Annotated in this window: 14 protein-coding genes; 6 read left to right on the top strand and 8 right to left on the bottom strand. The window is 62.0% G+C overall.

What is annotated here, in order from left to right; translation table 11 throughout:
• Positions 1-4: 4 nt before the first annotated feature.
• Complete coding sequence (locus ACIX9_RS14210; protein WP_013581185.1) at positions 5-1480, top strand: FAD-dependent thymidylate synthase; 1476 nt, start codon at positions 5-7, stop codon at positions 1478-1480.
• A gap of 114 nt (positions 1481-1594) precedes the next feature.
• Positions 1595-2668 (top strand): recombinase RecA, encoded by a 1074-nt coding sequence (recA, locus tag ACIX9_RS14205; RefSeq protein WP_013581184.1) that lies wholly within the window; start codon positions 1595-1597, stop codon positions 2666-2668.
• A 132-nt stretch (positions 2669-2800) separates the two neighbouring features.
• On the opposite strand, the gene ACIX9_RS14200 is transcribed toward recA, so the two are convergent.
• From ACIX9_RS14200 to ACIX9_RS14190, 3 genes are read right to left on the bottom strand one after another with little or no spacing between them, the layout of a single operon-like run.
• Entirely contained in the window at positions 2801-3694 is an 894-nt protein-coding gene (locus ACIX9_RS14200) for a periplasmic heavy metal sensor (protein ID WP_013581183.1), read from the bottom strand.
• 2 nt (positions 3695-3696) lie between these two features.
• On the bottom strand, positions 3697-4200 hold the full coding sequence (locus ACIX9_RS14195) for an anti-sigma factor (protein ID WP_013581182.1): 504 nt from the start codon (positions 4198-4200) through the stop codon (positions 3697-3699).
• Positions 4197-4793 (bottom strand): RNA polymerase sigma factor, encoded by a 597-nt coding sequence (locus ACIX9_RS14190; protein WP_013581181.1) that lies wholly within the window; start codon positions 4791-4793, stop codon positions 4197-4199. Before ACIX9_RS14190 ends, ACIX9_RS14195 begins: the two co-directional genes overlap by 4 nt.
• 110 nt (positions 4794-4903) lie before the next feature.
• On the opposite strand from ACIX9_RS14190, the gene coaD reads away from it, so the two are divergent.
• Entirely contained in the window at positions 4904-5398 is a 495-nt protein-coding gene (gene coaD, locus ACIX9_RS14185; RefSeq protein ID WP_041597813.1) for a pantetheine-phosphate adenylyltransferase, read from the top strand.
• A 190-nt stretch (positions 5399-5588) separates the two neighbouring features.
• On the opposite strand, the gene ACIX9_RS23910 is transcribed toward coaD, so the two are convergent.
• Positions 5589-6650, bottom strand: a complete 1062-nt coding sequence (locus tag ACIX9_RS23910) for a G1 family glutamic endopeptidase (protein WP_013581179.1) — start codon at positions 6648-6650, stop codon at positions 5589-5591.
• A gap of 168 nt (positions 6651-6818) precedes the next feature.
• Here ACIX9_RS23910 and ACIX9_RS14175 point away from each other — a divergent pair, with 168 nt between their 5' ends.
• The gene (locus ACIX9_RS14175) at positions 6819-7421 is read left to right on the top strand and encodes a class I SAM-dependent methyltransferase (RefSeq protein ID WP_013581178.1); all 603 of its coding nucleotides are present in this window, start codon (positions 6819-6821) and stop codon (positions 7419-7421) included.
• Positions 7422-7588: 167 nt separating this feature from the next.
• Here the strand turns inward: ACIX9_RS14175 and ACIX9_RS14170 are convergent, their stop codons facing one another.
• Positions 7589-7903 carry a hypothetical protein gene (locus ACIX9_RS14170; protein WP_013581177.1) on the bottom strand — a complete coding sequence of 105 codons (315 nt, stop codon included), beginning with the start codon at positions 7901-7903 and terminating at the stop codon, positions 7589-7591.
• A gap of 100 nt (positions 7904-8003) precedes the next feature.
• Here ACIX9_RS14170 and ACIX9_RS14165 point away from each other — a divergent pair, with 100 nt between their 5' ends.
• Positions 8004-8192 (top strand): hypothetical protein, encoded by a 189-nt coding sequence (locus tag ACIX9_RS14165; RefSeq protein ID WP_157477574.1) that lies wholly within the window; start codon positions 8004-8006, stop codon positions 8190-8192.
• A gap of 82 nt (positions 8193-8274) precedes the next feature.
• Here ACIX9_RS14165 and ACIX9_RS23905 read toward each other — a convergent pair whose 3' ends face one another.
• Genes ACIX9_RS23905 through ACIX9_RS25875 form a run of 3 tightly spaced genes read right to left on the bottom strand, consistent with a single transcriptional unit; the run spans position 8275 to position 11863 of the window.
• On the bottom strand, positions 8275-9501 hold the full coding sequence (locus tag ACIX9_RS23905; RefSeq protein WP_013581176.1) for a PP2C family protein-serine/threonine phosphatase: 1227 nt from the start codon (positions 9499-9501) through the stop codon (positions 8275-8277).
• Positions 9502-9541: 40 nt separating this feature from the next.
• Positions 9542-10000: a protein-disulfide reductase DsbD domain-containing protein gene (locus ACIX9_RS14155; protein ID WP_013581175.1), complete on the bottom strand. Its 459-nt coding sequence runs from the start codon at positions 9998-10000 to the stop codon at positions 9542-9544.
• Between the two features lie 3 nt (positions 10001-10003).
• Entirely contained in the window at positions 10004-11863 is a 1860-nt protein-coding gene (locus ACIX9_RS25875) for a thioredoxin domain-containing protein (protein ID WP_013581174.1), read from the bottom strand.
• 138 nt (positions 11864-12001) lie between these two features.
• On the opposite strand from ACIX9_RS25875, the gene ACIX9_RS14145 reads away from it, so the two are divergent.
• Complete coding sequence (locus tag ACIX9_RS14145; protein WP_013581173.1) at positions 12002-13198, top strand: pyridoxal phosphate-dependent aminotransferase; 1197 nt, start codon at positions 12002-12004, stop codon at positions 13196-13198.
• Positions 13199-13264: the final 66 nt, after the last annotated feature.

Here is a 13264-nt window from a genome sequence, read left to right as displayed (position 1 = left end):
GACGATGAGTGCGACGAAGAATGAGACAGATGTTTATGCGATACACGGGGCTGACCCTGAGGTTCTGGCGTATGCCATGGCGAAGTACTCGCGGTCCGGGCTGACGATGAAGGAGTCGCTGGCGGAGATCAGCGCGCAGCGGGCGGAACAGTTTCTGAACACGTTTTATTTTCAGTACGGGCATCGGTCGATTGCAGACCTGGCGCATATTCCGATGGCGATCGAACGGTTGAGTCTGCTGGCAGCGATTGCGCTGGTGGACGAGCAGCGGTGGGATGGGCAGGAACGATCGACTCGGTATCAGGACTTCAGGAAGAGCGGTTGGTATACGCCTGCGGTGGGGGACCAGACGGCAAGCTATACGGCTGCGATTGAGGCTTTGTTTGGGGCGTATGAGCGGATTGGAGCGGGGATGCTCGAAGCGCTGCAAGGGGCGATTGCGCGGCCGGCGGAGATGAAGGAAGAGGCCTATGTGCGTACGCTGAAGGCCAGGGCGTTCGATGTGGCGCGGTATTTGTTGCCGTTGGCTACGAATACCTCTTTAGGGCAGATTGTGAATGCGCGGACGCTGGAGACGCAGGTTTCTCGGCTGCTGACGAGTGAGTTTGGAGAGATACGGGGGCTGGGCGAGAGGCTGAGGGCGGCGGCAAGCGAGGCGGCCTGGAATCCGAACGAGGGGGCTCGTGAGGTCAAGGTTGCGCCTACGCTGGTGAAGTATGCGGTGCCGAATGCATACCAGGCGGAGACCGCGGGGCTGCTGCGGGCGGCGGTGGCGGAGTTAATGGGTGGGGCTGCGATTGCCAAGGCGCCGGTGGTGGATCTGGTGGAGGAAGGCAAGAGTCTGGAGGTGGAGCTGGCGACCTCGCTGCTTTATCCGCATTGCCACTATAGCTATCGGCAGGTGAGGGATCGGGTGGCGGGGCTGAGCGGTTCCGGGGTGATGGAGGTGATCGAGATGGGGACGCGGCTCAGGGGGCGGCATGATGAGCTGCTGCGGGCTTATAGCTCGGGGGGCGGGCTGCGGTTCGATATCTTGATGGATGTGGGTGGGTTCAGGGATATGCATCGGCACCGGCGTTGTGTGCAGCTTTTGCAGGGGTTCACGGACGTGCATGGATATGAAGATCCTGGGTGCCCGGGGCAGCCGACGCTTGAGGAAGCCGGGCTGGCGGGAGTCTATAAGGGGGCGATGGATGCGGCGTTTGGGGCTTATGAGGATCTGAAGGTGAGCGGGTGCGAGGAGGCTGGGGAGTCGGCTCAGTATCTGCTGCCGCTGGGGACTCGGTGCAGGGCTATGTTCAAGATGGACTTTGCGGAGGCGCTGTATATCTCGGAGTTGAGGAGTGGGGTGGCGGGGCATTTCAGCTATCGGCGAGTGGCTTGGGAGATGTACCTTGCGGTGAAGAAGGCGCATCCGGGGCTTGCGGGCTTGTTTCGGATTGAGGATGTGTGGGAGCCGGTGGATCTTTTGCGGCGGTAGTTAGGGCTGGTTTGCGGGCTGCGGTTCCAGTTTGGGAATCTTTCGCTTTTTCTTTGCTTTGGGGGTTGCCCCGATGCTAGACTTCGGATTGACTGAACGATAGAGGAGATTGACTTGGCAGACGAGCGTGGGAAGGCGATAGAAGCTGCGATGTCGCAGCTGGAGAAGCAGTTTGGCAAGGGCTCGATCATGCGGCTGGGATCGAAGGAAGCGATCGTGCCGATTGCGGTGATCTCGACGGGATCGATTTCGTTTGACGCGGCGCTGGGCGTGGGCGGCGTGCCGCGTGGACGCGTGGTGGAGATCTTTGGGCCTGAGAGCTCGGGCAAGACGACGATTACGCTGCAGATCATTGCGGAGGCCCAGAAAGCGGGCGGGCTGGCGGCTTTTGTGGACGCGGAACACGCGCTGGACCCGGGGTATGCCAAAAAGCTGGGCGTGGATATCGATAACCTGCTGGTGAGCCAGCCGGATTATGGCGAGCAGGCGCTGGAGATTGTTGAGGCGCTGGTGAAGTCGGGCGCGATCGATGTGCTGGTCGTCGACTCGGTGGCTGCTCTGGTGCCGAAGGCGGAGCTCGACGGTGAGATGGGCGACTCGCACATGGGACTACAGGCACGGCTGATGAGCCAGGCGCTGCGGAAGCTGACCGGGACGGTTTCAAAGTCGCGTACGTGCCTGATCTTCATCAACCAGATTCGCGACAAGATCGGTGTGATGTTTGGCAATCCGGAGACGACGACGGGCGGTAAGGCGCTGAAGTTCTACTCGTCCATGCGTATCGATATCCGGCGCATTGGCGCGGTGAAGGAAGGCGATGTTGTTGTGGGGTCGCGGACGAAGGTGAAGATCGTCAAGAACAAGGTGGCTGCGCCGTTCCGGGATGCGGAGTTCGACATTCTGTATGGTGAGGGCATCTCGCGTGAGGGCGATACGCTGGATCTGGCGGTGCTGCACAACATCGTGGATAAGAGCGGCGCGTGGTATAGCTTCCAGGGTGAGCGGATTGGGCAGGGCCGTGAGAACGTGCGGAACTTCCTGAAGACGAACCGGGATGTATTCGGGCGGATCGACGGGGAGCTAAGAAAGAAGCTGGGGATTGGAGCTTCGAGTGTGCCGATTCCGATTCCGGAGATGGATGAGGATGGTGTGGAGCAGGCTGTTGCGGTGGTGAAGGGCAAGAAGTAAGTTCTTCTTCACTGTTTAGGAACGCAAAGAGGAGGTCCTTTCGGACCTCCTCTTTGCGTTGGGGGAACAAGCAGCAACAAGTGCCAATACTGGGGTTCTGGCTTCGCCAGAATGACGGCACTTATGGCTGATCTAGGCTCCGGTGGGTGGGGTGGGGGGCTGCTGGGGGCGGCCCTCCGGGCGCTCGGGCCGTTCCGGGCGTTCGGGCCGCTCTGGGCGATCGTGATTGAACTGCATGCGGTGATGCTGCTCGGCCTGGAGCTGCGTCCATTGCTGGGCGGTGAGGACGCCGCGGATGCTGAGGAGCATCTTGGCGTTGGCCTTCTCGAGGTTGGCGCGGGTGTCTGCGATGTGGTCGATCTGGGCCATGGCCTTGGTGGTGTCGGGCGGGTTGGCGTTGAGGAGCGGCTCAAGGCGAAGCTCCTGCTCTTCAAGGCTGGCCTTCATCTGGACGAGCTGGATGCGGCTTTCGAGGATGATCGAGTCCATGTGCTTCTGCTGATCGGCGGTGATGTTGAGCTTCTGGGCGAGCTCGGGGTTTTTCCACCACATGCCGGGGGGTACGATGCGGCCTTCATGGCCGTCGTGGCGTCCGCCGAAGCCTTCGGGGCCGCCGTGGCCCATGTCCTGGCCGCCGGGGCCGCCCATCTGGCCTCCGAACATGGGGCCATCGAGCGGACCTTCCATCTGGAGGGCCAGGATAGCGGGGTTGGAGCGGAGGTTTGCAGTTGTCCTCTCAACGAGTGCCTGAAGAGCCGCCTGATTGATGAGCTTGCTGCCATCGATCTGCGGGATCTTCACGTCGCGAAGCTGAGACTGAAGCTGGGCGAGGGCCTTCTGGTCGACGAGCTTGGTGGTGTCGATCTGGGGGATCTTCATATCGCGGAGCTCGGTTTTGAACTGATCGAGGGCATGCTGGTTGATGATCTGGTCGGGCATGGGGCCGGAGGGCTGGGTAGAGGTCTGAGCGGCTGCGCAGGCGAACGGGAGCAGGGTGGCGGCGGCAAGATAGAGGGGAAGGCGCATGGCTAGTTGGTCCTTTCGGGTTGAACTTTTTGAACTGAAGAGGTGGGCTGGCTCTGGGTTGAGGGCTCGGCCAGGATGCTGAGAGAGGTGGGGACGGGCTGGTCGATCGCGTCAGAGACGGATTGGAGCAGGGCTTCGTCGGAGGTGTTGGGCTCTGCCACGGCCATGGCTACAGGGGTGTTTACGGCAACGGGTGCGGCGGGGTGGTGGAGGTTGGCCAGACCGACGGCACCTGCGGCGAGGAGGACTGCGGCCGAGGCCCAGCCGGCGAGGGCGGGGCGGAGGTTGAAGAGCGGCTGGTGCCGGGTGGCGACCGCCGACGGCATCGCGCGTGGGGCGTTGCTGGCGGCGTAGTGCGTGGTGGTCTCACGGAGGAGGGTGAAGGTGGCGCGGAGACTATCGAGTTCAGCGCGGCAGTGACTGCAGGCGGCCAGATGGCTGTTGGCCGGGGCTCCTGCTTCGGGGTCGAGTAGGGTGTAGAGCTCGGGTTCGGTGAGGTGGGTCATTTTGCTTCCTTCGTGTTCAGGGGGTGGGCCTTGCGGATGACTGCGAGGGCCCGGTAGAGGTGGGTCTTGACGGTGGGTAAAGGCATGGCGGTGATCTCGGCGATGTGGGCGAGCTCAAACTCCTCGACGAAGCGGAGGAGGAAGACGGTACGCTGGCGCTCGGAGAGAGTGGATACGGTGGCCCAGATGAGGGTGAGCTGCTGGGAGGCGATGAGGCGGGACTCGTTGGTGGAGTCCGGGTGGGCGAGGGCGTGGGAGAGGTCTGAGGCCTCGATTGCCGTGGCGGAGACGCTGCGCCAGAAGCGGAAGCGGTTGGTGCGGGTGTGGTCGCGGACGAGATTGAGGGCGATGCGGGTGAGCCAGGTTGCCTCTGAGGACTCGCCGCGGAACTGCGCGTCCGAGTTCATGGAGGACCAGGCGCGGAGGAAGGTGTCCTGGGTGAGGGTCTGGGCGAGATCGCGATCATGCACGGAGGCGAGGATGAAACGGAAGATGCGCGGGCTGTACTGCGCGTGTAAGGCGTCGATCGAGATAGGGGCTGGGGTATCCAAAGTAGCTGCTGCGGCTTCGGGTTGGAGGGTGGCGGAGATCATTCTAAGTGGGTGATTGCTTGCTTGTTATCGGGATGGACGCGGTTGCGGTTGGGAGGACTACAGAGAGTTTCGGATTTTCGTGGGGCGGAGCAGGTATGCTCTTGTTTGTCATGCATACCGTTAAAGCGATCTATCCGGGGACGTTCGATCCCCTTACCAATGGGCATCTGGACCTGATTGCGCGGGGCGCGAAGATCGTGGATGAGCTGGTGGTGGCGATTCTGCGGAACTCGGAGAAGGGGACACCCCTGTTTACTGTGCCGGAGCGGCTGGAGATGATCGCCGAGGCGGTGAGCGGGATGCCGAATGTGTCGGTGACGACGTTCGATGGGCTGCTGGTGGACTTTGCGCGGCAGCAGGGCGCCCGGGCGGTGCTGCGGGGGATTCGGGCGATCTCCGACTATGAGTATGAGTTTCAGATGGCGATGATGAACCGGAAGCTCGATCCGGAGCTGGAGACGCTGTTCATGATGCCGGCGGAGAAGTACACGTATGTGAGTTCGCGGCTAATCAAGGGCGTATTCCGGCTGGGCGGGGATGTGACGTCTTTGGTGCCTCCCCTAGTGGTGGAAAGGCTGAAGGCCAAGGGGCCCTTGGGGGAGTAGCGGGGTACCCCCCTTACCCCCGGATGTTTAAGTCTAAAGTCTTCATTCCATGTGTTTTAGGTCTGGACTTCTCCTGTCCGAAGTCCGGACAGGGGGCGTAAAGTCTTCATTCTGCTGGAGTTGTTCCCACCATGGGACGGGGTCGAAACTGGGTGCCCCATGTCTCAGAATCGAGACATGGGGCACCCAGTTAGCCGATGAAGCTGATGGTGCAGGTGTCGGAGCCGGTGGTGACCTTGGTGAGGACCTTGCCGCTGGAGGTGGTGATGTTGAGGGTGTCGCCTGTGGCTGGGTTGGTCGAGGTATTGTTTGGGCCGCAGGCGAGGGCGGTGGTGAAGACGACCGGAGTGAATTTGGGCAGGGAGGATTTAGGCTCTCCGCCGTCCGGGGCTTCCATGATCCATTCGCAGGAGCCTCCGCTGTTGGTTGCTCCGGGTGGCGGAGCAAGGGTGATGGTGAAGTGCTGGCCGGTGGTCTGATTGCTGAAGGAGATCGACCCGGCGTGATTGGCGACGTACTGGACGGAGCAGGAGACGGTCTGGCCAGGGCTGACGGGGAAGTTGGTGATGTTGGTCTGGTAGACGTAGCTGGGGGAGCCAGCCTGGATGGGGGCGTACCACTCGTACCAGGCGACGTAGTTGGCTACGCCGGCGGCGTTGACGTGCTGCTGAATGCCGGCCTGGAGGACATCGTTGGTGTAAAAGAAGCCGTCAAGTCCGACCCATGAGGAGGAGTTCCAGCCGCCTTCTGTACCCTGAGCTTCCGACGGTTTGGAGACGGTGGGGATGACCCAGGTGCCGATGCAGGTGGTCCAGGTTCCTGTCTTGGTGCCAGCGCCGGACCAGACGGTGCCGTTATAGCTGGTGTTGGAGACCTGGGTGGGCGGTGTTTTGAGATTGTGGGTGACGCCGACCTGGGGTGCCATCTCTGGGATGATGCGCTTGGCGGGATCGAAGTGCTGGGAGGTGAAGGCCTTCCAGGCGGCCTGGACTCCGGGAGGGTCCTGCGCGGTGGGTTGGCGGAACATGATGCCGGCCTTGATGAGATCGGACTGGCTGGCGGTGGCGAGGATGAGGGTTGAGGGTGGGGCGGGTACGGTGAAGACGCCGGGCAGCGGTGTGGGGTGGGCCTGGAAGGGAAGCTTCTGGAGGAAGGCACCCTGATCAAGGATGAACTTGCCAGGCTGAGGCGTGATCGGCACGGGCGTGGCGACGGGGGTTTGAGGGATGTTGACTTTCACGGTGTCGGACATGGGTGTTACCTCTCTTGGCTGAAAGGAAGAGAGAACAGGTGGCCCCTAAAGAATTTCCCTCTTCAGGATCAGTGCGTTTTGGAATGCGGGGATGTTAGCACGCTCATGGATGCAAAGCTATGGGAATGAATGTGTTAGAACGTGGATGATCGGTGAAGTGAGGGAAGCGTGACGATTCAGGAGCAGTTTGGGCAGATTGATATCTATGTTTTTGATCAGATCTTGCGTGGAAATATTGGGCGTGGGATGCGGGTGCTAGATGCGGGGTGCGGATATGGGCGGAATTTGGTCTACCTGCTGCGTGAGGGCTGCGAGGTGTTTGGGGTGGACGCGAATCCGGAGGGCGTGGAGCATGTGAGGGCGCTCGCCAGCCAGTTGGCTCCGGGGTTACCGCCGGAGAACTTTCAGGTGGCGGCGATCGAGACGATGCCGTTTCCGGATGGGTTTGCGGATGTGGTGATCTGTAATTCGGTGCTGCATTTTGCACAGGATGACGGGCACTTTGTGGGGATGGTGAAGGAGATGTGGCGGGTGTTGCGGCCGGGTGGGTTGCTGTTTGTGCGGGTGGGATCTCGGATTGGGATGAGCTTCCCGAGGGTCAGGGGAAATGTATATGAGATTGGGGATGGGTCGGAGTGGTTCTTGGTGGATGAAGGGATGTTGATGAAGCTGACGGAGGATCTGGGTGGAGTGATGGTCGATCCGCTGAAGACTACGGTGGTGCAGGATTACCGGTGTATGACGACGTGGGTTTTGCGGAAGAAGCGGTAGAGCAAGGCGTAACGAAGATAAGAAGGGATCAAGGCGGGATAAGAAGAGACAAGGGCAAGAACGATCTAACTTTCAAGAGACGAAATGGCGAGCAAAAGGGGCGAATAGGGTTATTCCCTTATTCGCCCCTTTTGCTTCTTTTCATCCGTTCCAGTAGGTCCGGTCGGTCAGGCGGCGGAGAGGGCCTGGCCTAGTTCCTTGATGTGGGTGGCGGTGGCGGTTTCTTCATCGCCGGCTACGGCTACTGTGTCTTTGCCTAGTTTGTGGATGAGGGTTTTGATGGCTTCGCCGTCGAGTTCCGGGGCGTGGAGGAGCTTTTTGAGCTTGCCGAGGTCCTGGACTACCTTCTTGACGCCTTCATGGTCGTGCTTGGAGAGGTACTCTTCCCAGCCTTCGATGTTGGCGGTGGCCTTTTCTACGGTGAAGGACTTTGCACCCTCCTTGAGGGCATTGAGGGTGGTGGTGAAACGGGTGGTCGACATATTTGCTGCTCCCTGTGGGTCGTTTGCGTGCTTCGTACGGGGCTTGGGATGCGGGATGTGTGGCGGGGTTTGGGTGCGGTGAGATGAGGAGTTTGATGAAGTGAAAATGCGTGCGGGTGGTTGGAAGGGAGGTAAGGGCAAGGGCGAGAGCGTGAAGCAAACAACGATAAAGGCAAAAGCAACTACGGAGATTCCCCGCTTCGCGCAGAATGACGGCCAGAACGAACAACGGCAACTGCAACTACGGGGATTCTTCGCTTCGCTCAGAATGACTGTTGAGGTGGGGTGATGACTGAGGAGTGGTGACGGCTGCGGTGGGCGACGGTTGCGGTGGGGTGATGGCTACGGTGGGGGGAGGGGTTGAGGTGGGGTCAGGGTTGGAGGTGGACGATGAGGAGGGAGGCGTCGTCGTGGAAGTTGCCTGCGGCGAAGGTGGTGACGGCGGTCATGATGTTGGTGCGGATGGCGTGGGCGGTTTGTTGGCCGGATTGGGCGGCGGCTATGACGCGTGACTCGCCAAACTCTTCTTCTCCCCCTTCGTCGTTCGTCGGGTTGAAGGCTTCGGTGATGCCGTCTGTCGTGAGGAGGAGACGGTCGCCGGGTTGTAAATGGATGGTGTGGTCCTCGAAGGTGGCGTTGGGGAGGATGCCGAGGACGGGGCCGGTGCCTTCGAGGGTGATGACTTCCTTTCCTCGGAGGAGGATGGGGGAGTTGTGGCCGGCCAACTCGTAGGTGAGGGTCATGTGGCGGCGGTCGAGGATGCCGTAGGCCATGGTGACGAAACGGCCAGTGGGGAGTGAGGCGCAAAGGGCCTGGTTTAGGCGGCGGCAGAGGTTGGCGGGGCTGGGTTCTTCGGGTGCGAAGGCGCGAAGGGTGGCCTGGAGGTTGGCGGTGATGAGGGCGGCTGAGATGCCTTTGCCGGAGACGTCGGCGAGGCAGATGGCGATGCGGGTTTCTGAGAGGGGGAGGACGTCATAGTAGTCGCCGGAGACGGTGCGTGCGGGCTGCCAGGCGCAGGAGATCTCGACGCCGGCAATCTGGGGGATGGTGCGGGGGAGGAGGTTGGACTGGATCTCGAAGGCGGCTTTGAGCTCGGAGGCTTGGGCTTCGAGCTCGCGGCGGCCGTGGTGGACCTCCTGCGAGAGCTGGGAGTTGGCGGCCTCCAGGTTGGAACGGGTGCTGGCGTAGGCGTGGATGCTAAGGCCGATGACGATGGAGACGAGGGTGCCGAAGGGGATGTCGCCGTTGCGGAGGTTGGTGAGCGATGCAAGGGGCATTCCGAGGACGAGGCGGTCAATGACGCCACCGGCGGTGCTGGCTAGGACGGCTACGGGGAGCAGGAGGGCTGTGTAGACGATCCAGTCGCGGGGGAAGGGCTGGTCATAGAGCGGGCCGGCGAGGGCGAGGACGATGGTGATGACGTTCCCGGCGACGAAGGTGTAGATGATGGTGCTGAGAAGGCTGGCATGATCGGCGAGGAACCACTGGATGGCCGAGATGGCGAGGGCCACGACGAAGAGCAGGTACTGGGTGTTGAGGAGGCTGCCGCCGGAGTAATGCTTGTAGGTGGCGAGCTTTTGCTGGAGCCATGGGGACAAGCGGGAGCCTCTTGGGTGGAGTGAGGCAAGAGTATCAGGACTAGTTGGTGGTGAGGGGGACGTCTACGGTGTCGGTGTGCGGCGGGAGGCAGACGCGGTCGTTGCAGGACTGGTAGCGGATGAGGATCTGGATGGGGTGGGCGGAGGCGGATTTGTCGAGCTGGAGGTGGAGGGTGAAGTTGGCGGACTGCTCGAAGAAGCCGGTGGGGAGCTGGTAGATGGGGTCCGGGACGATCTTGGGTTTTTGCTCTTCGACGCGGATGAGATCGGCGGGGGAGCCTTCGGCGAGGTTGATCTCGGTGGCGATGGGGCCGCCCTGGGGCTCTTCGAGCGCGTAGAGGTGCCAGCCGGGGTCGATCTGGCCGGTGAGGGTGAGGTTGAGCTTTGTGCCGCGTTTGAGGGCTTTGGCGGGCGGGTTGGTGACCTGCCAGTGGACGACGGGTTTGGGGGCTGCGAAGGCGGGGGCGGCGAGGAGAAACAGGGCCAGGGATTTGCGCATGAGCTAGGGCTTTCCGGTGGTGGCGGTGAGGTTGGATGCAGTGAGGGGGATGTAGGCGGACTGGAGGACGCGGTGGGTGGTGGCGTCCTGGACCCAGGCGACGATGGCGAGGTGGGTGGGCTGGATCTTGGTGTCGGTGCTGAGGAATTCGACGTGCTCGAAGCGGTCGTTGTGCTTGGCGTAGGCGGTGAGGTAGTCACTGTTGGTGTGGGCGATCTGCTGGAGGTCGAAGGTGGCGTCGAGGGTGGCGGTGGCGGAGGGGTCGATGGGGAAGGCTGCGTCCGAGGGCTTGGCGAGGGAGCGGACGACCATGCGGTGGAAGCGGACGCCGTTCTCGCCGGGGTAGCGGATGTCGTCTTCGACGAGGGCGAAGTTGAGGGTGAGTTTGGGGTCGGCGGGGACTACGGGAGCGGCGACGGGTGTGGGCGGCGGTGGTGGTGGTGCGGCTGCATTCTTTTCAGGCTTCTTTTTGCTGTCGGGGGCCTTCGCGGCGGCGGCGGTTGCGGTCGTTTCGGCTGGTTTCTTGGGTGGGGCTGGGGCGGGATCGATGGCGATCTGCTCGGCCAAGGCCTTCAGGTCCGGGAGGGTGACGGTGGCATGGGCTTCGATCTGGCCTGCCGCAGTGCGGTCCGCGGTGAGCTTCAGGGCGATGGGGCTGGGTGCGGCGGTGAGGGGATCGAGCTTGGTGACGAACGTTTTGTAGAACTTCTCGCTGGTCGAGCGGGGGCCGCCGGAGGGTTCGAGGGGCTTGCCGTCGAGGACGACGGTGGGGGTGCTGGCGATGCCGTAAAGACTGGCGCGGGCGATGGAGTCGGGGTTCGATAGGGGGTCGGGGTCGGGGATGTGCTGGTCGAAGGCCAGGGCGATGAACTCGTCGCGCGGGTAGGTTTCGAGGAGGCCTTCTACGGCGAGGTCCATGCCGACGCAGGGGCCGCAGGCGGAGCCGGTGAAGAGCTCAAGGAGGACGGTGTGACCACCGGGGGTGGGTTTGTGGGCTGTGGGCTCGAAGGGCGCCGGGAAAAGCTGCTTGTAGCGGGTGTCCTGAGCGGTGAGGAAGGTGGCATCCGAGCCGTTGTTGGCCTGGCGGTAGAGGGTCATCATCTGCTGCTGGAGGGAGGGTTTGAGGCCGCCGAAGAGCTGGGCGCGCTCAAAGTCGTCGAGGGCCTCCGCGTCCTTGTGCTGGGCGAAGGCGATTTGGCCCATGAGGGAGTTGACGGCGTCGTCCTTGGGATTGAGGGCGTAGGCCTCGGCGAGGGTTTTGTTGGCTTCAGGGAGCTTGCCTTCGTGGAAGTAGACGTCGGCAAGGGTCTGGAGGGAGCCGGCGTGCTGGTGGGCGAAGTAGTCGTGGATCTCTGCGGGTTTGGGGACGGGGACCTTATACTTGACGTAATCGGCGGTGAGGCTGGCGATGAAGAGGGGTTCGGTCTGGTGCTTGACGGAGTCTTTGGCCCACTTTTCCGCGAGGGGGAGATCGATGCCGTTGGGTTCGGCTTCGGCGAGGTCGAAGGCGACTTCATTCTCCTTGGACCACCTGGAGTCGCCTTTGCCGGCGTGCTTGACCTGGGATTTGGCTTCAGCTTTGATTTCGGGTTCGTGCTGGGGGCCGCTGAGGAGGAGGAGGGTGAAGATGGTGCTGTTGGCGCGGGCGACGCGATTGCTCTTGGGGTAGTCGTGGGTGAACTGGCGGAGCGCGGCGAGCTTTTGGGTGGGGTCGGTGAGGGCGCGGGCGGCTTTGTAGGCGCGCTGGTCGGCGGGAGCCTGGGCTTTGGGGACGGGGGCATCTTGCGCGAAGGCGGGGATGGCGAGGAAGCAGGTGAGAGCGAGTGCGGGAAGGGAGTTGAGTGCGGTGCGCTTTGGTGCCATTTGCAAGGGCCTCCGGGGGGCTTCTCGGGTTCTGAGGTCAGGATACATACGGATGGATGGTATGACGTTGGAGATTGATTTGGGTTACGAGGGGTTTGATGGTTTTCAATGCGACTGGTTTCTGAAAGACTAAAGGGTATGAGCACAGCGACGGCAGTGAAGGTTCTTTCAGACAGGATTGGGCGGATTGAGGTTTCAGCGACGATGGCCATTACGGCCGAGGCGCTGCGGCTGAAGGCAACAGGGATCAACCTGAGCGACTTTGGTGCGGGCGAGCCGCACTTTGAGACGCCGCGGCACATCAAGGATGCGGCGATCGAGGCGATCAACAAGGGCTTTACGCGCTATACGGCTGTGGCCGGTGTGCCTGAGGTTCGGAAGGCGATCGTGGATCGCCACAAGGCCGACTTTGGGACCGACTACGCGGTGGACGAGTGCGTGTTCACGACGGGCGGCAAGCTGGCGCTGTTCAACGCGCTGCAGGTTCTGGTGGACCACGGCGACGAGGTGATTCTGCCGGTGCCGTATTGGGTCAGCTTCAAGGACATCATCCAGTATGCGGGCGGCGTGCCGGTGTTCGTGGAGTCCAAGGAGAGCGAGAACTTCCGGGTGACGGCGAGCATGATCGAAGCCGCGATCACCGAGAAGACGAAGTGCATCATCCTGAATACGCCGAGCAATCCTTCGGGCGCGGTGGTTTCCAAGGCGGATCTCGAAGGCATTGTGCGGCTGGCGCATGAGCGCGGGATCTACGTGCTGCTGGATGAGTGCTATGTGTACCTGAGCTTCGATGGCGAGCTGTTCAGCGGGGCTTCGTTTACGGATTGCAAGGAGCATGTGGTCGTGCTGGGCTCGCTATCCAAGACGTATGCGATGACGGGCTGGCGTGCGGGATTTGCGCTGGGGCCGAAGCAGATCATCGGTGCGATGAGCAAGCTGCAGTCGCAGTCGACCAGCAATGCGGCGAGCATGGTGCAGAAGGCCTCGATCGCTGCGCTGATGGGAAGCCAGGAGTGCGTGAGCGAGATGCGGGCGGACTACATCAAGCTGCGCGACCGGATTCTTGAAGGCTTCAAGAGCATTCCGGGGCTGACGTGTACGGTGCCGCAGGGTGCGTTTTATGTGTACCCGAATATTTCGGCGTTCATTGGTAAGGGCGGCATCAAGAGCGCGTCCGACCTGGCGGCGAAGCTGCTGAGCGAGGCCCATGTGGTCGTGGTTCCGGGCGAGGCGTTTGGAACGGACGAGCATATTCGGCTGTCGTATGCGGTTTCGGCGGATGTGATCGACGAAGGCGTGAAGCGCATCCGCGAGTTCCTGGCGGGGCTGAAGTAACCAGATTGCGATGTGACTTGCGGGTGAGGGCTGTGCCTATTGTGTCAGGGGCACAGCCTTTGCTTT

The sequence above is a fragment of the Granulicella tundricola MP5ACTX9 genome, from assembly GCF_000178975.2.
Classification (GTDB): domain Bacteria; phylum Acidobacteriota; class Terriglobia; order Terriglobales; family Acidobacteriaceae; genus Edaphobacter; species Edaphobacter tundricola.
The sequence above is the reverse complement of the archived record's forward strand: the minus strand, read 5'-3'. Positions and strand labels throughout refer to the sequence as shown.